Source organism: Shewanella mangrovi, from assembly GCF_000753795.1.
GTDB lineage: Bacteria > Pseudomonadota > Gammaproteobacteria > Enterobacterales > Shewanellaceae > Shewanella > Shewanella mangrovi.
The window spans coordinates 402112-425076 of sequence record NZ_JPEO01000001.1; the positions used below are offsets into that span (position 1 = coordinate 402112).

The window sequence follows — 22965 nt, forward strand, 5'->3', positions numbered from 1 at the left end:
GGCAATCGATTCGTCAGGAGCGTCATTTGAAGCGCCGTTCGCAACTGTGCGGCAACGCGCTATGTAACGAAAAAATCATATACTTAAGCTTTACCTTCGTGTTATTACACTGAGTTAATGATGTTGGTATATTGTGAACTTACGTAATCAGAGCAGCTGACTAAAGGGAATCATTAATGCGGGATCTTGCGTCATTTCAGACCTTTCGGCGTCGTATTCTATCGCAGCTTGCTATTCCACTAATTATTGTCATGACCCTGATTTATTGCATTGCTGGGTGGCTGAACTACCAGTATCAGGGAAATACCTTTTTTAGCGAGCTGGAAGAGCAATCAGAAGATGCCGCACAAAAGTTGCAATCTGAGTTATTTTTGGCGCAATCCAACACCCAAACCTTAGCGTCCTCACTCAATAATATTCAATGGCAAGCAGCGCAACTGCCCAACTATCTCTACGATGTGTTATCCAGCCGCTTACAGCGCAATAATGGCCTGTTTGGCGGCGCCATTGCTTTTAAACCGGGGATGTTTAGCGCGCAGCCAAGGTTTGCACCCTACGCTTATCGGCGAGATCTCAGTATTGCCAACATGGACATCGGCCAAGAAGCCTACGACTACAGTAATGGCGAGTGGCAATGGTGGACTGAGGCGCTAAAACATCCGAACGGCTATTGGACCACTCCTTATTTTGATTCCGGCGCAGGTGACGCGCTGATGGTGACCTTCTCCCATCCCTTTGGTAACAGTGATGAACCTTTAGGGGTGGTGACGGCCGATATTGCTCTTGGCTCTATGCCGGAACAGCTCGGTATTGATGCCAATAAGCTGTTGGTTATCGACCATCGTGGCTTGCTGATTTACGCGCCCGGCCAAGTGTCAAAACAAGAGCAACAGCTAAAGCTGTGGCTTGCAAACAGTCAGGACGGCCTTGAAGCGCAGCGGGTGTTAAATAGCGTCGGACAGCAGATCAATCTTACTGCGACGAATGGCACCGAATATCTGGCCAGTGTCAGCAAGGTCGCCCCGCTGGATTGGCGGGTTGTGGTGCTGACGCCTACGCGTCAGTTATGGCTGTCGTTTCTACTTGATTTTGCCATCATGACCCTCGGGCTGTTGTCTTTGGTGTTACTGTTAGTGCTTGCCAGTTACTACACCGCTCGGCGTCTGACCAAACCGCTAGAGCTGCTCGAAGCGGGCATCAGCCGCTTTAGCCACGGCAAGCTCGAACCGCTGCCGGAACCCCGTCGCGGCGTGCGTGAAATTGCCACTTTGACCAGCAGTTTTAACCAGATGGCACAAATGTTAGCGCAACGTGAGCAGGCATTGCTGGACTCACGCGGTAATCGCTTTGCCCAGCTGATTGACGGCATGAGTGAGAAGTCATTTTATTGCTCAATGGGACATGATGGTCAGCTACTGCATGTCAGTGACGGCGTACAGAAAGTGCTTGGTATCAGCCCGGAGATCGTGAAGCGTAAATATCAACGCTTGTTCTCCAGTCATTCACTGAATGAGAAAAACTGGCAGTACATGGAACGCGCTTTCAATGGCGAATCAGTGCCGCCACACCAGGTCGAAATGCAAAATGCGGAAGGCATGCTGCACCGCCTCGATGTCTTCATGCAGCCATTTATTGACGAAGATAATCAAGTGGTGTCGGTGGAGATGTTGTTTACCGATGTTACCGAGCAGTTTTCTTCCGCTACATGGTCAAATGCGGTGTTGGAAGCGGCGCCCGAAGCCATGTTGATTATTGATGATGGCGGCAAACTGGTATTCAGTAACTCACGCTGCCAATCGCTGCTCGGATATAGCGCCAAGCAGTTGTTGTCACTGCAAGTGGAGCAATTGGTGCCGGAAGAGTTTCGTGGTCACCATGCGCAGTTGCGTGATGGCTTTGTTGAAGCGGGCAAAGACCGCATCATGGGCTTTGGCAAATCATTCCCGGTACTGCGGGCCGATGGCAGTCAGTTTCAGGCGCAAATTGGCCTGAGTAAACTGCCACCGGATCTTAATGGTCGCCGTCAGGTGGCTGCTTCTATCCACGATATGACCGAGCAGATCGCGGTAGAGCGCAAGATCCGTGAAAGTGAATCACGCTTTCGCAGCTTAGCCACTAACGTGCCGGTGGCCATTTTCCGTGTCTATGTGGAAGAAGGCTGGCCGCTGGAATTTGTCAGCGACAACATCACCGATATCACCGGCTATCCGACCTCCTATTTCTTCAATCATCGTGAAACCGGACTATCGTCGCTCATTGTGTCTGAAGATCTGCCTAAACACGTGAAAGCGATTGAAAGCGCCATTGCCGAGCATCGCGCCGTGGAAGTGGAGTTTCGCATTCGTCATCGTGATGGCTCAATTCGCTGGATCCATGAAAAAGCCAAGGCCTGCTACGATGACAACGACGAGCCGTTATATTTCGATGGCAGTCTCAATGACATTACCGAAACCAAGCTAGCGAACGAGCGCCTACTGGAGTCGCGGCAACAGCTGGAAAATATTACCGAATCTGTGCCTTGTACTGTGTATCAGTTATTGGTTGATGTGGACGAAGCGCGGCGCTTTACCTTTATCTCCAACTCCTCCATCAGCACTTTGGGTTATCACCGTGATGAAGTGGTGGGCGAATATGATCTGGTGGCGAGCCGGGTGCATCCGGATGATCGGCAACTCATCACGCGTTTGCTCAACGGCAAACAGGGCATGCAGTGGAATATCGTGTTTCGCTTTAAGCACCCCAACGGCGGCTATCGCTGGTTAGAAGCGGGGGCCCGTGGCAGCAATACACCAGAAGGTTTGCTGTGGAACGGCTATCTGATGGATGTCAGCGATCGTAAACGCATGGAAACCGAATTGGAGCGCAGCGAAGCGCATTTCCGCGCTCTGTTTGACTGCGCTGGGATGGGCATTGTCAATCTCGATAGTGCCAGCGTGATCCTCGACTGCAATGACTTCTTTGGCAACTATCTGGACATCCCGGTACAGAATCTCAAGCATCGTTTGTTTGTCGACTTGTTGGCAGAAGAACAACGCGAAGAGGCGGCGGAGCTGCTTGCCAAACTCAATCGTGGCGAGATGCAAAACTTCAGCGCTGAATGGTCAATCATCAGCGCGGATGGCAGTTGTAAGTGGATGGCGGTTAATGCGGTGCTGCGCAATAAAACCGACAAAGTCGATACCATGTCAGTGGTGATGACCATGGCGGATATCTCGGCCTTGAAGACGCTATCGCAAGACTTATTGGAAGCGCGCGATCAGGCCGATGCCGCCAGTAATGCCAAGAGTGATTTCCTTGCCAATATGTCGCACGAAATCCGTACGCCGATGAACGCAATTATCGGCCTGTCGCAGCTCTGCTTGCAGACTGAACTCGATAATAAACAGCACGACTATTTAGAGAAAATTGAACGCTCATCGCGCTCACTGTTGGGTATTTTGAACGACATCCTCGACTTCTCAAAAATCGAGGCCGGCAAACTGGATATTGAAACCGTGCCATTCCAGCTCGATAACCTGCTGGAAGACTTAGCCGATATGTTTTCATTGCGCGCCGCCGACAAGCAACTGGAGTTATTGTTCTCGGTCGCGCCCAATATCCCCGGCAACCTTGAAGGCGATCCGCTGCGGTTAAATCAGGTGCTGGTGAATCTGATCGGCAACGCGATTAAGTTTACCGAACAGGGCGAAGTGATGTTGTCAGTCACTGAATTGTCCCGTAACGATAAGCAAATTGTGCTCAAGTTTGCCGTCAAAGACACCGGCATTGGCCTAACTCAGGAGCAACAACAAAAGCTATTCCGTTCCTTCTCGCAAGCCGATAGCACCACCACGCGCCGTTATGGCGGCACCGGCCTCGGACTCGCGATTTCCAAGCAGCTCGTCGAGCTGATGGGTGGCGAAATTGGCGTAGAAAGCCAATATGGCAATGGCAGCACCTTCTTCTTTAGCGTCAAACTCAATGTGGCCGATAACACCCTGCTGAAAGTCGAACGCGAACTCGAAGGCATGCCCGTATTGGTGGTTGATGATAACGCCACCGCGCGCACGATTCTGAAGTCCACGCTAGAAAGTATGGGGTTTGTGGTAGATACCGCCCGCAGTGGTTATGAGGCGATCGATAAATATCAAAGCACGGGTTACGGCTTAGCACTAATTGACTGGATGATGCCGGAAATGGATGGCGTGGAAACCGCTGCCAAAATCCATGAAATCGATGATAGCCCGCTGATTATTATGGTATCGGCCCATGCCAGTCAGGAGCTGCTGGAGCAGCTAGAAGAGAACGGCATTAATGGCTATGTCGCAAAACCTGCCAGTGCCTCACGCTTGCTCGACTGTATTATGTCGGCACTCGGCAAAGAGGGCACGCTGCCAGTGCGGCGTAAACAGCAGACAACGCATGTGGCCATGCATCAGCTGCGTGGCAAACGTATTCTGCTGGTGGAAGATAACCAAATGAACCAAGAGGTTGCCTCAGAATTCCTGAAACAGGCTGGCATGCAACTGACCATAGCCAATAATGGTCAGGAAGCGCTGGAACTATTGGCACAACAGCCGTTTGATCTCGTGCTGATGGATTGTCAGATGCCTGTGATGGATGGCTATCAGGCAACCCGCGAACTGCGTAAACAGCCCCAGTTTACCGACTTGCCGGTGGTGGCGATGACCGCCAATGCCATGAGCGGTGACCGCGAGCGCTGCATTGAGGCAGGGATGAATGATCATCTGGCGAAGCCGATTGAAGTCAGTCTGCTGTATCAGACGCTGCTGCATTATTTGGGCGATAGCGCTGCCGGAGATGCGCTCGAATTAGCACCCGCTGATGTAATTCATTCTCATCAGATGGTGAACTGGCCGGTGTGCGATGACATCGACGTTGACCGCGGTTTGCAACTGGTACAAGGCTCAAAACGTCTGTATCACCGTATTTTGGAACGTTTTGCTGAAGGGCAACGCGATGTGGTGGCGGAGATTACGCAAGCGTTGGCCGCTGACAAACTGACCGACGCGCAGCGATTGGTGCACACGCTCAAAGGACTGGCGGGTAATCTCGCCAGTGAAGGTCTTAGTGAGGATGCGCGCAACTTAGAAATAGCACTGGAGCAACAAGCGCCACTTCAACAGCTGCTTGACGCCATCGAAAGTCGCATAAAAATGATTGTCAGCGCCATTGAACGCTGGCAACTTGGTGAACAAGACAGTGATGCAGCCGCAACCAATAGCCAAATACCTGAGGCTGAGTTAGCGCCACATCTCAGCGAACTGTTGGCCATATTGGAAGATGCCGATCCTCAGGCGGTGGTCAGTATTCAACAATTGCAGCAACAAGCGGATAGCCAGCTGGCAAGGAAGTTAAAGCCGGTCGCCACTATGGTAGCCGCCTACCGTTACGATGATGCCGCCGCTGCAATACAAACATTGCTCAATGAACTTGGAAGTTAAGCCGTAGTACGGAGAAGAGTGGATGGAAAAAGCGACCGTGTTAGTCGTGGATGATACTGCAGAAAATATTGATATTCTGGTGGGCATTCTCGCGGACGATTATCGTGTAAAAGTGGCGATTGACGGCCCTAAGGCACTGCAGCTGGCGCAGAAGTCGCCACCGGATATTATTCTGTTGGATGTGATGATGCCTGGCATGAGCGGTTATGAGGTTTGCCAGCGGCTCAAGCAGGATCCGATGACCTGTGCTATTCCGGTGATTTTTGTCACCGCCATGACTGAAGAAGCCGACGAGCAGCTGGGGTTTGAGATTGGCGGCGCTGATTACATCACTAAACCCATCAGTGCCGCTATTGTGAAAGCGCGGGTGCGCAGTCAACTCAATCTGTACGATCAACGGCGGCATCTGGAACAGCAGGTTCAGGAACGCACGTCTGAGCTACAACAAACCCGTTTTGAAATCATCAAGCGACTTGGACGCGCCGCCGAATACAAAGATAACGAAACCGGCACCCACGTGATTCGCGTCAGCCATTTCTCTAAGTTGCTCGCCCAAGATGCCGGCTTACCCGACAGTTTTTGCGACATTATCTATAACGCTGCGCCGATGCATGACATTGGCAAGATCGGCACGCCGGATGCGATTTTGCGTAAGCCGGGTAAGCTCGATGGCGACGAATGGAAAATTATGCAGCTGCACGTCAATATCGGTGCCGAGATCATTGGCGAGCATCCCGATCCTTTACTGCAGATGTCGCGGCGGATTGCCTTATATCATCACGAACGTTGGGACGGCGGTGGCTATCCTGAAGGTCTGCGTGCCGAGCAGATCCCGATTGAAGCGCGTATTGTGGCGATAGCAGATGTGTTTGATGCGCTGACATCGGTCAGACCCTATAAAAAGGCGTGGCCGGTAGCCGATGCGATTAAGCTACTCGAAGAGGAGTCGGGCAAGCATTTTGACCCGCATCTGGTGTTGTGCTTTAAAAAGATTCTGCCGCAGGTGGAGCAGATTAGATTACAGTATCTGGACGAAGAATAACGGAATACTCAAGTTGTATTCCGTTTTCTTGTAAAAGGCAGGAGTAGGCGTGGTGCTTACTCTGTATCTGCTAATGAGTATGGCAGTGGTGCGACGGTGAGGTCGCTAGCTGCATCCTCAGCAATCCGCAATTTCGCCCCGACTGGGGTATCGTTTGGCAATACCGCAGTGAGTAATACCACATCGTTTTGCTGTGCCACCTCAATGATGGCACCGATTGGGCGAAAGCCATCGTCCATGGCAATTTCCAACTGACTTTCAGCTGTCACCGCCGTGCTCGCCTTACCCGTCAAAATATACAACGCACGTTTATTACCGCCGCGATATTTCATCCGCGCTACGGTTTCCTGGCCCATGTAGCAACCTTTGCTGAAGCTGATGCCATCTACGGCTTGTAGGTTGCACATCTGCGGCACAAATTGCCCTTGGTGTGCCGCTGGCACATTAGGGTAACCCGCGAGGATTTCCAACGCGCGCCAAGCAACATCGTCTACAGCGGTTTCACCGGCCAGCAAGGTTTCCGCTTCTGCGGTTGGCAGCAGCACAATAAAGCGTTCGCCATCTTGCAAAATCGCACCATTTTCCAGCTGTGATACTTTTTGGCTGGCATCAAATGCGGCAAATTTAGCACTGATCCAACTGGCGGCTTGAGCACCAGCAACACCAATCAGGCTGTAATCAGCCGAGGCATCGGTTAGCTCGGCTTTGCTAAACACGGCGTATTTTTTAAATTCCGGCAGATCGCCGGCTAAGGTGTCTTTCGGCATCAACAACATCAGCGCATCGCCGACGCTGAACACGCGAAATGCTGACTGCATCTTGCCGCGGGCATCACAATGAGCGCCCCAGCGCCAGTCGTTGGCGTCGACCGCGGTGATATCGGCAGTCACTTGACCATGAATAAAGGTGCGGTTTTGCTCACCCGTAACGCTGATCACGCCAAGGTGATTAAGAGGGGAAAGCAATAACTCCGGCGTACCGGCGTCCAGTGCCCAAGCGGGCGCGGTTACAGAAATGCCCATAAAGTTTGTCCTGCAGGAAGTTGCAACTTAAGTGCTGCGATTGTACCGGATCTGGCTCAAATAAACAGGGCGCCACTAAGGACGCCCTGTAAAATTGTCGCGAATAGCCAGCTTAGTAAAGCAGGCGAGTACGGATAGTCCCTTCAATGCCTTTCAGCTGTTCCAGTGCTTCTGCGGCTTGGCTGGTGTTGACTTCCATTACCACATAACCGATATCTGGTGTGGTTTGCAGATATTGGGCCGCAATGTTGATGCCTTTTTCAGAGAAGGCTTGGTTAATCTTGATCAGAATACCCGGACGGTTGTTGTGAATGTGCAACAAGCGTGAGGTTTCGTGATATTGCGGCAGCGATACCTCTGGGAAGTTAACCGCAGACACAGTCGAACCGTTATCTGAGTATTTCGCCAGCTTACCAGCCACTTCGATACCGATGTTTTCCTGTGCTTCTTCAGTGCTACCGCCCACGTGCGGTGTCAGAATCACATTGTCCAAACCACGCAGCGGGCTTTGGAATTCATCATCGTTAGATTTAGGTTCAACTGGGAATACGTCAACCGCAGCACCTGCCACTTTACCCGCTTTAACAGCGTCAGCCAGCGCATCGATATCCACCACAGTACCGCGTGATGCGTTAATCACGAATGCACCTTGCTTCAGTGCTTCCAGCTCAGCGGTACCAAACATATTTTGGGTTGAAGGTGTTTCTGGTACGTGCAGGCTGACCACATCAGCTTGCGCCAGCATTTCCGCCAGCGAGCGAACTTGTTGCGCGTTACCCAGTGGCAGTTTGTCTTCGATATCGTAGAACACCACGCGCATACCCAAGGTTTCCGCCAGAATCCCCAACTGGGTACCGATATGGCCGTAACCGATAATGCCTAAGGTCTTACCCCGTACTTCATAACTGCCTTTGGCGCTCTTTAACCAACCGCCGCGATGAGCCGTTGCACTACGTTGTGGGATACCACGCATCAGCATGATGATTTCACCAATCACCAGCTCTGCCACTGAACGTGTGTTAGAAAATGGTGCGTTAAATACTGGTACACCCAGCAGCTCTGCCGCTTTCAGGTCAACTTGGTTGGTACCGATACAGAAGCAGCCCACGCCGACCAATTTTTCTGCTTGTTCCAGCACTTCTTTGGTCAGTTGGGTGCGGGAACGCAGCCCGACAAAGTGTGCATCTTTGATGGCGTTAATGAGATCGTCACCCGCCAGTGCACCTTTGTGATAATCGATGTTGGTGTAACCAGCACGCTGCAGTACTTCTACAGCAGATTGGTGGACGCCTTCCAACAGCAGGAACTTGATTTTGTCCTTGTCCAGCGAGTGTTTCGCCATGATTTCGATACCCCTTAACGATAGTTTGATGCGTGATGTGTTAAGCTCCCCGTCAACACAAGGCTAAAATTAGCACCTTTTTCAGTCGCTGTGGAGGGCTAGATGGCTAAAGTGTTTATTTTAGATCTAGAACAATAGCGAAACTGGAGCAGAAAATTGAAAAAAACCGCCGCTTGGCTATTAGTTTATGCAATCGTCCTCATCTGGTCGCTATATCAGCCCCACGATATGTTTACTTGGTGGATGGAAGCTGCCCCCGGTCTTATCGCACTGCCGTTGCTTGGTTGGTTTCAATGGAAACATCCGCCAACGGCACTCATTTCCACATTGATTCTACTGCATTGCTGCGTGCTATTTGTGGGCGCTAAGTACACTTATGCCGAAGTGCCATTGTTTGATTGGATAGCCACTTGGTTTGACTGGCAGCGCAATAACTACGACAAGTTGGGGCACTTTGCTCAGGGCTTTATTCCCGCCATGTTGTGCCGCGAAGTGCTGCTGCGCAATCAGGTGCTCAAGCCCAGCGGCTGGTGCGGCTTTTTATGTTGCTGCTTTGCGCTAGCGTTATCCGCCTTTTATGAACTGATTGAATGGTGGGTCGCGGTTGCTACTGGTGATGAAGCCGAAGCCTTCTTAGGCACTCAAGGTTATGTGTGGGATACCCAGTCCGACATGTTGATGGCGTTAATTGGTGCTATCTGTGCCATGTTGCTGCTTAGTCGCTGGCATAACCAGCAGTTGGCGGCACTGAAACCATCATTGTGAGGGTTAGGCCAAAGGCTATTTGGTACTCTGCAACACAAGGCTTACACTGAGCGCGGCATAAGGAAAATAAGGAATCGCTAAATGAGTATCTGGTTTCGTGAAGTCACTGTGGAAGATTGTGCACGTTTGGATAAGGGCCTCGGTGGTAAAGGCTCGTTGATGCAAACGCTGGGGATTAAAGTGACGGAAATTGGTGAGGACTATCTGGTGGCGACCATGCCAGCGACACCCGCCATTCATAATCCTATCGGCATGGTGCATGGCGGCGCTAACGTGGTATTGGCCGAAACGGTGGCCAGTTATGCGGCCAACTTTGTGGTCGACTTTGAACAGTATTACTGCGTTGGCCAAGAGATTAACGCCAACCATATCAAAGCTGCCCGCAGCGGTGAGATTAAAGGCATTGCTAAGCCGATTCACCTCGGGCGTCGCACTTCAGTCTGGGAAGTCAAAATCTATAACGCTGCCGGTGAATTGACCTGCATCTCGCGTATGACCGCCGCGGTAGTAAAACGCCCCGACGCCAAGTAAGTTCCCTTCAATCAGTCACGCGAACTGCGATGCGACACTTCAGTTCAACCTAGGTTCGCGTGCTATCACTGTGTGAGTCTGTCGCGCTTCTCGTAAGCTGAGGCTATTTATCGTTACTTATTTGTATTATAAATGGTAACGATAATGGCTATTTCAGTTTCAGCGGAGGACTCGCCCTGTGTTGCATCGCCACTCAACTTCTTGCAAATCATTTCGTTTTTGGCGCCAAGCCGTGTGGTGTTTAAGCTGCGCGGGTGGAGCAATGCTGGCGCAATTTGCCACTGCTGCAGGTGTGGCAAGCGCTGCGAAAGTTCAACACTCAAGCCCTACTGCGGCAGTGCAGCTCAATCAGGCGGAGCAGCAGAAGCTCGATGCACTGCTGCAATCCTTTATCGACAGCCATAAGCTCGCCAATGTGGTGACCTTGGTCGCCAAGAACGGTCAGGTTGTGTACCAAAAAGGCTTCGGCTGGAAAAACATCGAGCAGCAGATCCCGGTCGCCACCGATGACTACTATGTGCTGTTTTCGCAAACCAAAGCGATTATCTCGGTCGCGTTTATGACGCTGGTCGAGCAGGGATTGGTGGACGTGAATGATCCGGTAGCGAACTATTTCCCTGAGATCCCCAACACCGTATTAACCCAAATCAATGCCGATGGCAGCTATCAAACGCGGCCAGTGACAACGCCGATGACCTTTGTGCACCTGTTGTCGCACACGGCGGGCTTTAATGCTGGGCAAGTGCCGAAATTGCGTTGGGGCGATGCCGAGCAAACCGATCTGCCGACACTAGTATGGGATGGTAAAGCTGTCAGCCAATATCCCGCGGGGCAACGGAGCCACAGTGATAACTATCAACGGCCCTATTTAAAAGATGAGATGCAAGAGCTGGCTCGCTGGCCGCTGGGTTTTGATCCCGGCAGCGAGTGGCGTTATCACGTCAGCACCAATATGTTGGCCTACTTGATTGAACGCATCAGCGGCCAATCGCTACAGCAATATGTCACCGACAAGGTGCTTAAACCACTGGGTATGAATGACACAGCTTGGTTCTATGCGCCTGATAAACTGAGTCGATTTGTGAGCGCTTACAGCAGCATCGATGGCAAGTTGGTGGCTGAGCCAAATCTGTATCGCCAAGGCGCGGTTGCCCGCGATCATCGCTATGCCGAAGGGGCAATTGGCCTCAATGGTCCGATCGGCGATTACGCCAAATTCTTGCAGATGATGCTGAATCAAGGCGAGCTCAACGGTGTGCGCATTCTGAAACCGGAAACGGTAGCTCAGATGACCCAAATTAATCGGTTGCCGTCTAATTCCAATGATGTGGAAGACAAATTCCGCTTTGGCTTAGGCTTTGAGCTGTTTCAGTTGCAACGACCTGCGGCTGCCGTGTCCAACACAGCTTACGGTTGGGGCGGGATGATGGGCACGGGCTATCTGGTCGACCCAGAAAACCAATTGATAGTGCTGTATTACATCAATCAATATCAACGCGACGATCTGTATCCGCAAGTGGTGCAGCAGGTGTATCGCATGTTTGATTAGCCTAAACGCTTGCCCGTATTTCCCCCTCTGACTATGCGCACTTGCCAGCGTTAGTGCGCATCTGTCAGTGTCATCGCAAATTCGTTCGCGCGGGTAAGAACGGGTTACAGAGTTTCACCAAAACTGAGTCAATTCAGCGGCACGTGCTGTGGTAGAGTAAACGCCGAACTCAGCGAATCTGTTGCTGACATAGTCAATGTAGTAAAGGACTTACCATGAACGCTGCCCCGGAAGCACCGCACAGCTCTTCGCAAGAGCATTCGCAAAACCCTTCGCAAGAGGATTCCTCAGAACTTGCCAAAAATCATTCCCAGACAAACCTGAGTGCTGACGCAAAGGCAGCGCAAAAATTGCCGCCGCTTAGCCGTAATATTTTGCTGTGCTTGGCGCTGGTTGTGGTGCTGATGCAACTGCAGGTGATTTACCAGAGCTTCACTGGTGCGGGGTTACGCTGGGCACTGCTGCCGTCCTGTTTCACCTCACTCGGTGCGGCGTTAATCTTGATTGAGTGTGCCATCGGCAATATCGCCACCGGTGCGATGCGCCGAGATTTGCACTTTCTAAAGCAGGTGCGCTTAGGTCGTGCCGCAAAAATCGGGCTGGTGTGTTTGATTGCTGGTGGCTTTCTGCACGCTATTTTAGGGTAATCCCTTAGGCACTGAATCTTGTTTTTCTTGCCGTTTGCATTGCTTTTAAGTTCTTGAATATAATCAATTTGCTTTGTTAAGCAGCGGGTTAATCCCCCGTTGTTTAGCGCTCTATTTTATCTGCCTATTTTCCCTACCTATTTTACTTGTCTCGTTGGCCAGTTTAGTTCGCTGCTGTCATCGCAACTGTGATGCTCTATGTACTCCTAATATAAAAAACAAATCACGGTAATCACCTTTAATCGTTTTAATGATTTTTAAACGACGACTATGCTTTATCTCAAGCAAGGGCCACTGACTCAACAGGAGCGACTTATGGCCACACTCGTTGATTTGATTGAACTCTGGTTAACACCATCTGCCAATTAAGGAGCAAGACCATGACTAACCACTACATTACTAGCCAAAACGGTGCCCCAGTGGCCGATGACCAAAACTCAGTCACCGCCGGTGCGCGTGGCCCAGTATTGCTGCAAGATTTCCATCTGATTGAAAAACTGGCACACTTTAACCGCGAGCGTATTCCTGAACGTATTGTGCACGCCAAAGGCACCGGTGTTTACGGCACCTTTACTGTGACCAACGACTTAAGCCAATACACTATTGCTGACCATTTCCAAGGCGTAGGCAAACAAACCGAAGTGTTTGTGCGTTTCTCTACTGTGGGCGGTGAAATGGGCTCGGCCGATGCCGAACGTGATCCACGCGGTTTTGGTGTGCGTTTTTACACTGCGCGCGGCAACCACGATATTGTGGGTAACAACACCCCGACCTTCTTTTTGCGCGATGGCATCAAGTTCCCTGACTTCATCCACACCCAAAAACGTAACCCAATGACCAACTTAAAAGATCCACAAGCGATGTGGGACTTTTGGTCGCTAAACCCAGAAGCGCTGCATCAAGTCACCATTTTGATGTCTGATCGCGGTATTCCAGCCAACTATCGTCAAATGCACGGTTATGGCTCGCATACTTTCTCGTTCTGGAACGCCAAAGGCGAACGTTACTGGGTGAAATTCCACTTCCGTTGCCAGCAACCGATTGCCAATCTGACCGAAGAACAAGCGGCGAAAGTGAAGGGTATCGATCCCGACCACGCGCAGCGCGATATCGTCGCCGCGATTACTGATGGCAACTTCCCGCGCTGGCAGCTGTGTGTGCAGATCATGCCGGAAGCCGACGCTGAGAAATATCACGTCAATCCGTTTGATTTAACGAAGGTGTGGTCACACAAAGATTACCCGCTGATTGAAGTGGGCATGATGGAGCTAAACCGCTTACCGCAAAACTACTTTGCCGAAGTCGAGCAGGTCGCGTTAGCGCCGAGCAACTTAGTGCCCGGTGTCGGTGCCTCACCCGATAAAATGCTGCAAGCGCGTTTGTTTGCCTATGCGGATGCGCAGCGTTATCGCATTGGTGCCAACTACAACCAGTTGCCAGTGAACTGCCCACATGCGACGCAGGCTAACCATCACCAACGTGCCGGCGCGATGGCTGGTACCCAGTGCCCGTATCATCAAAGCCAAACCGGTGGCGATGCGACACCGAACTATGGACCAAATTCGGTCGAAACCGGCTTGCAGGATGCCAGCCAGTTTAAAGAGCCGCCACTGCGTATCGACGGTGATGCGGATCGCTACAGCCGCTTCGACCAAGATGACTTTACTCAAGCCGGGGATTTGTATCGCATCTTCTCCGAAGAAGAGAAACAACGGTTGGCCGACACCATTGCCGGTACGTTGAGTCAAGCCACACAGGACGTGCAGCAGAAGATGATCTGTCATTTCAGCCGCGCTGATGCAGATTATGGGGCAAGGGTTGCGAAGGCATTAGCTAAGTAACTTAGCTTTGCCTGATTTGGAATGGAAAGCCCAACGGAAGTTGGGCTTTTTCTTTGGCTGGCGCCAAAGGGGCATATCGCTGCGCGATTTAAAGATTTATGGCTTGCAGCCATTGCAAACTACGTTTGCGAAAGTCGTGAGCTTTCGCGCTCACACTACGATGAAGATTATCACTGCGTGATTGCAACCTGCGGTTGCTAACGTCGTGGAACTGCTCGTTCCACACCAGAGCCAAAGGGCGATGCTCGTCCCTCGCCCTTTGGAAACCCGACGACGCCCCACGGCGCAAAACGCTACGGCGCTTCTGGTTTGCCATTTTCGCAAATCGCTCTGATTCGGAATCCATTCCTCACCATCGCTTCTCGGCATCCATGCCTCGATTGCTCAATGTCTGCCCAACGCACCTGCGCAGCGCCGAAGGGGAATTGGTGTTGCCTGATAGTTCAGGTAGTTAGTTGATCTTAAGGTAGTGGGTGGCCCATTCTTAGCTATGGATTAATTTCTAATTGTGGGGCCGCGTAGCGGTTCCACACTAATTTTTTGTTAGCTGCGAACATGATTTTCTTCTCGGCCATGTACCGGGAGAATAGTTTTGGTTCATTAAAATTATGCTTCTGTCATCATCTTTGTATATGATTAATTTTGATTTTGTTTGCCAAGAGTAATAGTTATCCCATTCCCATTCTTCAGGCAAACCAAAGCTATCGATTAGCTTTTTTTGTAAAAAATTATCATCTATCTTAGTTGTGTAATTTATGCGATACATGATGTGCGTTATCGGTAAATTTTTATCATCTTCATTTACGTAATAGACAATATCATTAAATAACTGGTGTTGATTTTTTATGGTTATAAATCCTTTTTTATCAACATCAATCGAGGCTTTAGGATAAATTTTTAAAATGGATTTTGCAGGATCACCAATTCGCACACTGCCTAAACCAACAGGATATGGATCTCCATTTGAAAATAGATTACCGTACTGAGCCTGCTCAAGTTTTTTTAATAGATCTTTGTTTGTACTGTCTGATTCTCCAAGTTTCTTTGTTAGTGCCTCAGCTTTATTTTCAATGGATTTTTTTTCGGTTTCAATTTTGTTTTTTTCATTTTTTAAAAGTTCAATCGTATTATTCAAAGACGCTGTGTATGTTGGCAAAACAATTTCTTTGCCAATTAAAATACACAAACCAATTGTTGCGGCAACAGCAACTGCTGCTATTGAAATTGGATGATCTTTCCAATCTGTATTATTCATTTTATTATCCTATAACGCGATGTAAGCAAGCAGCTAACGCTGGGCTCAGTTGCAAAATTCGTGACATTTATTTTGTCAATTGAAGCGATTTGTTAACTGTCTTTATCAACAATATTCGATTCGCGTTCATGAAGGTGATGTCCATGTTCACCTGAATATGTTCTTGCACCAAAAATAATTCCGACGACAGCCAAAAAGGTAAAGACAAAAATACTTATTTCTACTCCTGGCCAATTGCAAACACGCCATGATTCCTGAGAATTGTAAACGAGCACTCCCCACATACATGTGATATACAAACTGATAAGTTGATTTATTTTTGAGACTGAATGCTTACTCGGTCCTGTAAAAATAAAATCAATCCATTGTAAAATTGTCCTCGGATAAACTCGTCTAAGTACTGTTTTATACAATGGACCTGTCACTGTATCTTCTAAATGATCTACATGATGTTCCCAATTCTCTTGCCATTGTTTACTGCCTCTATTTGCAAAAAACCAAGCTAATGACAATATAAATCCAAAACAGGTTAAGAAAAATTCCAGAAAATGATCATCAGTGGAAGGACTTCTTTTTAAAAGGCCATATCCAGCAAAAGTAACTGCTATAAATGCCCAAAAATATGTTGCTCTTTTCCAATATAAATCAATTTCAAATTTACGAGTATCTATAGCAAATTTATAAGCTTCCGAACGAATAGTCTCAGATTCACTTTTAATCTTTCCACTGAATTTTTCATCATATTTATCTTTGTCTGTCATGATATGCTAAACCTCGAGACAGTTAACATTTTATTAGTGCGCATGCGCGTTTACCTCGTTGGAGCAGTGAAAACGCGCACAGTTAACTATTTGTATGTAATGAACTTATCAGCATTTTGCTAAATTCACCATCTGGAAAAATGCGCATGCGCATTTTCCAAACCTATTATCTACTTTTATTTTTTATAACCACATGATTTTAATTATATTTATTTATTGAGGAATGTGAAAACGCGCACGAAGTTGGGATAAAAATGGTCACAACTTAAATATGACTGTATGTCTGTCCAGCTTTTAGACATTTTAAAGAAGGGCAACATTTGAGTGAAATGTATGAAAATTTGTAGGCGAGAAAGTCGGCGTTTGACTGCGCCACAGACAACGAGTTAACTCGTTTTGAGGCAATATAGAGTTAAATCACTATTACGGAAAAATCAGGCAACACCAATTCCCCTTCGGCGCAGTGAAGGTGCGTTGGGCAGCCATTGAGCAATCGAGGCATGGACGCCGAGAAGCGATGGTGAGTCAGGGACGACGAATCAGAGCGATTTGCGAAGATGGCAAACCAGAAGCGCCGTAGCGTTTTGTGCCGTGGGGCGGCAGGGGGATTGATAAGGGGGCGAGGCTGTCCAGCCCCCTTATCCTCTGGTGTGGAGCGAGTAGCTCCACGACTTTGACAAGCGTTAGCTTGTTACCGCGCAGCGGTATAGAAAGCCCATGCGCAGCTTGGCACGTAGGCTCAGCCTACGACCACAAAAGGGTGGCTACACCCAACACGAAAAACAGCACTGCACAGGTGCGATGAATCAAAGTCATCGGCAACTTCTCCGCGCCCATGCTACCCGCGATCACCACTGGCACGTTCGCCAGCAACATCCCAATCGTGGTGCCAGCCACTACCCAAGCTAAGGCTTGGTACTTGGCGGCAAGTACCACAGTGGCAATTTGGGTTTTGTCGCCCATTTCGGCGAGGAAGAACAACACAAAGGTGGCGAGGAACGCGCCATAGCGATAAAAGCGGCTGTCTTCATCATCGGCCTTATCAGGCACTAACACCCACAGCGCAATGGCAAAGAAACTGGCCGCCACAATATAGCGGGCGATATCGGGAGATAACCAACTTGAGGCCCATTCACCAACGTAGGCGGCGAGCAGGTGGTTGAGTATGGTCGACAGTAAAATGCCAAACACAATCGCGGTTTTGTTTTTGAATCTGACGGCCAGTAACAGCGCCAGTAGCTGGGTTTTATCGCCAATCTCGGCGATAGCAACAGCAAAGGTAGAGGCAAATAGGGCTTCCAAACGACATTCCTCAGGGGTGAATTAAAAACCAGGCATAGCGCACCATCACCCCTAAAGAGTGATGCACTATGCTCAGGTCTTGCCGGGCAAATCTAACGTTTGCTGTACATGCCATGGCGACCGCCAAGTGTGTTGACATATACCCTCAAATCGAAATTTGAGTCAGCTACTCCCCTAAGAAGTGGCGCCATTATAACGGCAGATTTAACAAACTCAACATATGGCAAGGATTCAGCGGAGTTTGATTGCAGAAACAGCAATACATTGCCGACTTGAGCTCAAGATGTGTTGCCGAGGTGATGTTGAGCTGATAATGTCGTAACTGTTCTGACCCATTTTTACAGGTTATTAACTTGTAGAGGTTAGTGGGCGGCATTTAAGACATCGCTGTTAATGGGTGTCTCCTCGCCGTTAATAAAACAATGCGCCCCCCAATTGCGCAATAACAATGAACAATAACAATATAAGACAGGACATCTTTCCGTGAATTTTAAAATACTTGGATCTATCGCAATCGTCGCAGGTACTGCTGTCGGTGCGGGTATGCTTGCCTTGCCGCTGGCAACTGCCGCCCTCGGTTTCGTGCCTGCTATCGTATTGATGTTGGCCTGTTGGGCCATCTCTGCCTACACCTCATTGCTGATGCTGGAAGTGAATTTACGCTCCGGTGTTGGTGACAACTTACACGTGGTAACTGGTAAAGCATTAGGGAAAAAAGGGCAGGTGCTGCAAAGCTTGTCGTTTCTGAGCTTATTGTTTGCCTTGACCGCGGCTTATCTGACTGGCGGTGCTGACCTGTTAGCGCTGAAAGCTCAGTCTTGGTTTAACATCGAGTTGAGCAACACCCCAGCAGTACTGCTGTTTACCCTGTTCCTCGGTGTGTTTGCCGCGCTGGGCGTTGGTTGGGTCGACAAGATGTCGCGTATGCTGTTTACCGCCATGGTGGTGCTGTTGGTGTTGGTGATTGTGTTCCTGTTGCCAGAAGTGAACACCGAGGTATTAGTGCATCATGCTGAAACCGAATCTTATAGCAAGGTGTGGCTTGCGGCGATTCCGGTGGTGATTACCTCTTTTGGTTTCCATGTGTGTATTGCGACATTAGTACGCTACTTAGATGGTGACGCGGTGGCGCTGCGTAAGGTGCTGCTGATTGGTTCGACCATTCCGCTGTTCTGCTACATTTTGTGGCTGCTAGTGACCTTAGGAACTGTCGGCAGTGAATCTATTGCGGGTTTTGGCGGTGCCTTGGCGAAAATGATCAGCGCGCTGCAAGAGATCACCCATAAGCCGATTATTGCCAAGTTTGTTGGTTTCTTTGCTGATCTGGCATTAATCACGTCTTTCCTTGGCGTAACCATGAGCCTGTATGACTTCCTCGCCGAATTGATCCGTGCGCGCAAGACCTTCGCTGGCCGTGCGCAGACTTGGTTGCTGACCTTTATTCCGCCGCTGGCATGTGCGCTGTTCTATCCAAAAGGCTTTATCGCCTTGCTCGGGTTTGCGGCGATTCCGCTGGTGGTGATTTCACTGCTGTTGCCGGTGGCGATTGCCTTAAAACAACGGGCACAAACGCAACAAGGTTATCAGGTCATTGGTGGTAAGCCGATGCTGGTGGTGACCTGCATTTGTGCGGTGGTGATCATAGTGTCGCAGCTGTATGTGGCGCTGTAATTAATCCAGAATTGCAACATAAGTTAATCAATTGTAAGCAGGTTTTTCCTGTTTGTGTGTGGCAATTATTGACTGTGCTAGAGTCGGGCTCAATGCCCGACTCTTTTATTTTGAAGTCGGCATTTTTGATTGCGCATGGCCTTATGCAGCAAAACAAAAAGAGGACTACAACATAATGAATAAATGGTTAATTGCGGCCGCAGTGGCCACTAGCTTTGCCGCCCACGCGGACGAGGGTATGTGGCAACCTTATCAACTGCCTGCGATGGCTGATGTGTTAAAAGCCAAAGGATTGGAAATAGACGCTAAATCAATTTCAAAGCTGACAGAATTCCCTATGAATGCGGTTATCAGCCTCGGTGGCTGTACCGCATCGTTCGTGTCGCCCAAAGGCTTGGTGGTGACCAACCATCACTGTGCTTATGGTTCGGCGCAATACAACTCCACTCCAGAAAACAACATTCTGCGCGATGGCTTTTTAGCAAAATCGTTCAAACAAGAGTTGCCAGCAGCGCCGGGTTCACGGGTGTATGTGACTGAATCAGTGACTAACGTGACCGATAAGGTCAAAAAAGATACTGACAAACTCAGCGGCGATGCGTTCTACAAAGCGATTGAAGCGGCCGATAAAAAGTTAGTGGCCGATTGTGAGCAAGACGACGGTTACCGTTGTCAGGTGTATAGCTTCCACGGCGGGCTGGAATACTACTTGGTAAAACAGCTGGAAATCCGCGATGTGCGCTTGGTGTATAACCCAGCGCTGAGCGTGGGCAAATATGGTGGTGATGTCGATAACTGGATGTGGCCACGTCATACCGGCGATTTCTCTTTCTACCGTGCCTATGTGAATAAAAACGGCAAGCCCGCTGACTACGCCACAGATAACGTACCGTACGAGCCGAAAAGCTTTTTGAAAGTATCGGCCAAAGGCGTCAGCGATGGTGACTTTGTGATGGTGGCAGGTTATCCCGGCCGTACCAACCGTTATCGCACCGCTGATGAAGTGGAAAATCAGTTTGAAAACTACTATCCCGCTGCCAAAGAGCTGCGCGAGAAAGTCATCAGTCTGATCAAAACTGTGGCACCTGCAGGCAGCGATGCCCGCATTAAATATGAAAGCACGTTGGCGGGACTGGCAAACTACGCCAAGAACTTCACCTCGATGATCGAGTTCTATGGCAAGTCCACCATGTTGCAGGAGCGTCGCGCTACTGAAGCGGCACTGACTCAGTGGATCAACGCCGATAGCGCGCGTCAGCAGCAATATGGCAAGGTGTTGGCAGAGCTAGACAGCTTAGTGAAAAAGGGCGAGCAACATCAGGCGCGTGATCTGCTGCTGGGCTATCTCTACTATGCGACCATGCCTGCGACGGCTGAGAATTTGTATCGTCTCGCACATGAGAAGCAACTGCCGGATATGCAGCGTGAACCTGGCTTTCAAGAGCGCGATATGACCCGCTTTGTTAACGGCTTAGAACGTATCGACCGCCGTTACGCACCAGCCGTGGCGAAGGCGATTGCTTTTGAGCTGCTGAGTCGTTACGCACAACTGCCCGCAAGTGAGCATCTGGCGGCGTTGGATAACTTCTTCGGCTTAAAAAATGGCGTCGATGCGACCAAGCTGGAGCAGCAACTGGATAAGATGTTCAGTGAGACTAAACTTGGCGATCACGCCGTGCGTTTGGCATGGATGGATAAATCGGTCGCCGACTTTAACACGTCGAACGATCCGATGATCCAGTTTGCGGTGGCCATGTATGACACCCGTGAACAACTGCGTAATGAGCAAAAGCAACTGACCGGCGATTTGATGAAAGTCAGACCGCAATATATGGAAGCGATCATTGCCTACAATCGCGCTCAGGGTAAGCCAGTGTATGCCGATGCCAACTCCAGCCTGCGGGTCACCTACGGTAACGTCAAAGGCTACTCGCCGAAAGATGGTATGTTCGCCGTGCCGTTCACAACATTGGAAGGGATCACCCAGAAAGACACAGGTGTTGAGCCATTTGATGCGCCTAAAGCTGAGCTGAAACTTATCAAAGACAAGCAGTATGGTGACCTCTATGTGAAGTCGCTGGATTCAGTACCGGTTAACTTCCTGTCGACCGTGGATACCACGGGCGGCAACTCAGGCTCTCCCACCATGAACGGCCGCGCCGAACTGGTTGGACTGCTGTTTGACGGTGTGTATGAAAGCATCATTGGCGACTGGAATTACGACGATAACAGTAACCGCTCTATCCATCTCGACAGCCGTTATATGCTGTGGGTAATGAAGTATGTGGATCATGCTGACAACCTGCTCGATGAAATGGTGATTGTGAAGTAATCCATTACCTTCACAACAAAAAATCCCAGCTCGGCGTTATCCTAGCTGGGATTTTTTATTGCTTGCGATTGATGCTCAGTGCTTAGTGGGCCAATGGCGTCGCATCATCAATCAGTGATTTACTCTGCCAGCGACGACTGCGCCAGCGCCATAACATGGCAAGGCCGCGCACCCATTCATCACACACCAGACCAATCCAGATACCGACTAACCCCATGCCCTCATGGATGCCGAAGTAGTAAGACAGTGGTACCGCAATGCCCCACATCGAACACAGTGCCATCAGCAGTGGAAAATGCGCATCGCCAGTGGCGCGCAGTGCGTTGATCACCACCAGATTAAAGGTACGGCCGGGCTCCATGATGATACTGATCAGAAACAGCATGGAGATCTGCTGGATAATGGTGGCATCATCGCTAAAAAAGCTGACCGCCTGACGCCCAATAACCGCAGCGCAGCAGGCGACGATAAAGGTAACGATAATGCCAAGCTTAAGGGTTTTTAGCAGCCGCGCATACGCGGAATCAAACTGACGCCCGCCAATCAGATAGCCGATAATAATCTCATTACCTAGGCCTATGGAGATGCCAAACAGCATCATAAATAGACAGATTTGGAAGTAGTAAGAGTGGGTCGCCAATGCGGTTTCGCCGAGCAAACCGACAAACGAGGTGATCACCATAAACTGCAGCATCCACGACAGGTTTTCGCCGGCAGCGGGTAAACCGATGCGCAGCACTTTGCGCAGTTTATCTTTACTGGGGTGCAGCAGCAGTTTCGGCAGCAATTGAATGCCAGCACGTTTTTGCACTAACCAGATCAGGAACACAATACCGATAAGACGGCCAACGACGGTACTAATGGCGACGCCTGCGACGCCCAGTTGTGGTAAACCAAACCAGCCATACAGCAGAGTTAAGTTACTGATAAAGGTGACTAAGTTGACCAACAGCGTGGCATACATTGCCTGTCGGGTATGGCCGTGGGCACGTAAGGTGGCCGCCAGACACAGCGCGGCGGCTTCTGGCAACAGACACAAACCGATAATGGTGAGGTATAGCTGACCATCCCCTAGCAGGTGCGCGGGCAGGTTCATCATCTGCAATATCGGCCCGGCGCCGGTCAGAATGACAATCGCCGCCAGCAATCCAATCAACAGGTTAAAGCCAATGGCGCTGTGGAGCACCACTTTCGCATCATCGAAGCGTTTGGCGCCCAGATACTGAGTTAACACGACACTGGAGCCGATGCTGACAAAACTAAACACGGTAATGGCCAAATCAAATACTTGGTTGCCGACTGCGAGTGCGGCGACGTCGGCAAAGTTGATCTGTCCCATCATAAAGGTGTTCATCGCGCCAGTGGCAAAGTGCAGCGCAATATCAATAAACAACGGCCAGGTCAGCGAAAATAGCGAACCCGGCCCCTGTTGGGCTTGGTGTGTCATTTGTGTTCCAGTAT

At 49.9% G+C, this 22965-nt stretch carries 15 protein-coding genes and 1 riboswitch; of the genes, 9 read left to right on the forward strand and 6 right to left on the reverse strand.

Annotated elements, in window-relative coordinates:
- Positions 1–176: 176 nt before the first annotated feature.
- Together HR45_RS01615 and HR45_RS01620 are read left to right on the forward strand one after the other, a co-directional pair.
- Positions 177–5444: a PAS domain S-box protein gene (locus HR45_RS01615; RefSeq protein WP_037439019.1), complete on the forward strand. Its 5268-nt coding sequence runs from the start codon at positions 177–179 to the stop codon at positions 5442–5444.
- Between the two features lie 22 nt (positions 5445–5466).
- Positions 5467–6486 (forward strand): response regulator, encoded by a 1020-nt coding sequence (locus HR45_RS01620; protein ID WP_037439020.1) that lies wholly within the window; start codon positions 5467–5469, stop codon positions 6484–6486.
- A gap of 56 nt (positions 6487–6542) precedes the next feature.
- On the opposite strand, the gene ygfZ is transcribed toward HR45_RS01620, so the two are convergent.
- A complete protein-coding gene (gene ygfZ, locus HR45_RS01625) occupies positions 6543–7508 on the reverse strand; it encodes a tRNA-modifying protein YgfZ (RefSeq protein WP_037439021.1) in 966 nt (321 codons plus the stop codon).
- Positions 7509–7620: 112 nt separating this feature from the next.
- A complete protein-coding gene (gene serA, locus HR45_RS01630) occupies positions 7621–8850 on the reverse strand; it encodes a phosphoglycerate dehydrogenase (protein ID WP_037439023.1) in 1230 nt (409 codons plus the stop codon).
- 156 nt (positions 8851–9006) lie between these two features.
- On the opposite strand from serA, the gene HR45_RS01635 reads away from it, so the two are divergent.
- From HR45_RS01635 to katB, 5 genes are all read left to right on the forward strand, one after another.
- The gene (locus HR45_RS01635; RefSeq protein WP_037439025.1) at positions 9007–9615 is read left to right on the forward strand and encodes a DUF2238 domain-containing protein; all 609 of its coding nucleotides are present in this window, start codon (positions 9007–9009) and stop codon (positions 9613–9615) included.
- A gap of 81 nt (positions 9616–9696) precedes the next feature.
- On the forward strand, positions 9697–10146 hold the full coding sequence (locus HR45_RS01640) for a PaaI family thioesterase (RefSeq protein ID WP_037439027.1): 450 nt from the start codon (positions 9697–9699) through the stop codon (positions 10144–10146).
- A gap of 262 nt (positions 10147–10408) precedes the next feature.
- Positions 10409–11695 (forward strand): serine hydrolase domain-containing protein, encoded by a 1287-nt coding sequence (locus HR45_RS01645; protein ID WP_037439029.1) that lies wholly within the window; start codon positions 10409–10411, stop codon positions 11693–11695.
- A gap of 215 nt (positions 11696–11910) precedes the next feature.
- On the forward strand, positions 11911–12342 hold the full coding sequence (locus HR45_RS01650; RefSeq protein ID WP_037439031.1) for a hypothetical protein: 432 nt from the start codon (positions 11911–11913) through the stop codon (positions 12340–12342).
- A 380-nt stretch (positions 12343–12722) separates the two neighbouring features.
- On the forward strand, positions 12723–14183 hold the full coding sequence (gene katB, locus HR45_RS01655) for a catalase KatB (protein WP_037439033.1): 1461 nt from the start codon (positions 12723–12725) through the stop codon (positions 14181–14183).
- A gap of 532 nt (positions 14184–14715) precedes the next feature.
- Here katB and HR45_RS01665 read toward each other — a convergent pair.
- The 3 genes from HR45_RS01665 to HR45_RS01675 form a co-directional block, all read right to left on the reverse strand.
- Positions 14716–15438 (reverse strand): hypothetical protein, encoded by a 723-nt coding sequence (locus HR45_RS01665; protein ID WP_037439037.1) that lies wholly within the window; start codon positions 15436–15438, stop codon positions 14716–14718.
- Between the two features lie 92 nt (positions 15439–15530).
- A complete protein-coding gene (locus HR45_RS01670; protein ID WP_037439039.1) occupies positions 15531–16199 on the reverse strand; it encodes a RipA family octameric membrane protein in 669 nt (222 codons plus the stop codon).
- 744 nt (positions 16200–16943) lie between these two features.
- Positions 16944–17501, reverse strand: coding sequence for a TMEM165/GDT1 family protein (locus tag HR45_RS01675; protein ID WP_037439040.1), 558 nt, complete (start codon positions 17499–17501; stop codon positions 16944–16946).
- 84 nt (positions 17502–17585) lie between these two features.
- Positions 17586–17688: riboswitch (yybP-ykoY riboswitch) on the reverse strand.
- Positions 17689–17984: 296 nt separating this feature from the next.
- Between HR45_RS01675 and HR45_RS01680 the strand changes: the two genes are divergently transcribed.
- A complete protein-coding gene (locus tag HR45_RS01680) occupies positions 17985–19172 on the forward strand; it encodes an amino acid permease (RefSeq protein WP_037439043.1) in 1188 nt (395 codons plus the stop codon).
- 175 nt (positions 19173–19347) lie between these two features.
- Positions 19348–21504 (forward strand): S46 family peptidase, encoded by a 2157-nt coding sequence (locus HR45_RS01685; protein WP_037439409.1) that lies wholly within the window; start codon positions 19348–19350, stop codon positions 21502–21504.
- An 82-nt stretch (positions 21505–21586) separates the two neighbouring features.
- On the opposite strand, the gene HR45_RS01690 is transcribed toward HR45_RS01685, so the two are convergent.
- Complete coding sequence (locus tag HR45_RS01690) at positions 21587–22951, reverse strand: MATE family efflux transporter (protein ID WP_037439045.1); 1365 nt, start codon at positions 22949–22951, stop codon at positions 21587–21589.
- Between the last annotated feature and the right edge of the window lie 14 nt (positions 22952–22965).

Coding starts and splice junctions, on each gene's coding strand:
- HR45_RS01645 (WP_037439029.1), top strand. CDS start 10,409: ATGCTGGCGCAATTTGCCACTGCTGCAGGTGTGGCAAGCGCTGCGAAA.
- HR45_RS01690 (WP_037439045.1), bottom strand. CDS start 22,951: ATGACACACCAAGCCCAACAGGGGCCGGGTTCGCTATTTTCGCTGACC.
- HR45_RS01640 (WP_037439027.1), top strand. CDS start 9,697: ATGAGTATCTGGTTTCGTGAAGTCACTGTGGAAGATTGTGCACGTTTG.
- HR45_RS01615 (WP_037439019.1), top strand. CDS start 177: ATGCGGGATCTTGCGTCATTTCAGACCTTTCGGCGTCGTATTCTATCG.
- ygfZ (WP_037439021.1), bottom strand. CDS start 7,508: ATGGGCATTTCTGTAACCGCGCCCGCTTGGGCACTGGACGCCGGTACG.
- serA (WP_037439023.1), bottom strand. CDS start 8,850: ATGGCGAAACACTCGCTGGACAAGGACAAAATCAAGTTCCTGCTGTTG.
- HR45_RS01665 (WP_037439037.1), bottom strand. CDS start 15,438: ATGAATAATACAGATTGGAAAGATCATCCAATTTCAATAGCAGCAGTT.
- HR45_RS01650 (WP_037439031.1), top strand. CDS start 11,911: ATGAACGCTGCCCCGGAAGCACCGCACAGCTCTTCGCAAGAGCATTCG.
- HR45_RS01685 (WP_037439409.1), top strand. CDS start 19,348: ATGAATAAATGGTTAATTGCGGCCGCAGTGGCCACTAGCTTTGCCGCC.
- katB (WP_037439033.1), top strand. CDS start 12,723: ATGACTAACCACTACATTACTAGCCAAAACGGTGCCCCAGTGGCCGAT.
- HR45_RS01620 (WP_037439020.1), top strand. CDS start 5,467: ATGGAAAAAGCGACCGTGTTAGTCGTGGATGATACTGCAGAAAATATT.
- HR45_RS01670 (WP_037439039.1), bottom strand. CDS start 16,199: ATGACAGACAAAGATAAATATGATGAAAAATTCAGTGGAAAGATTAAA.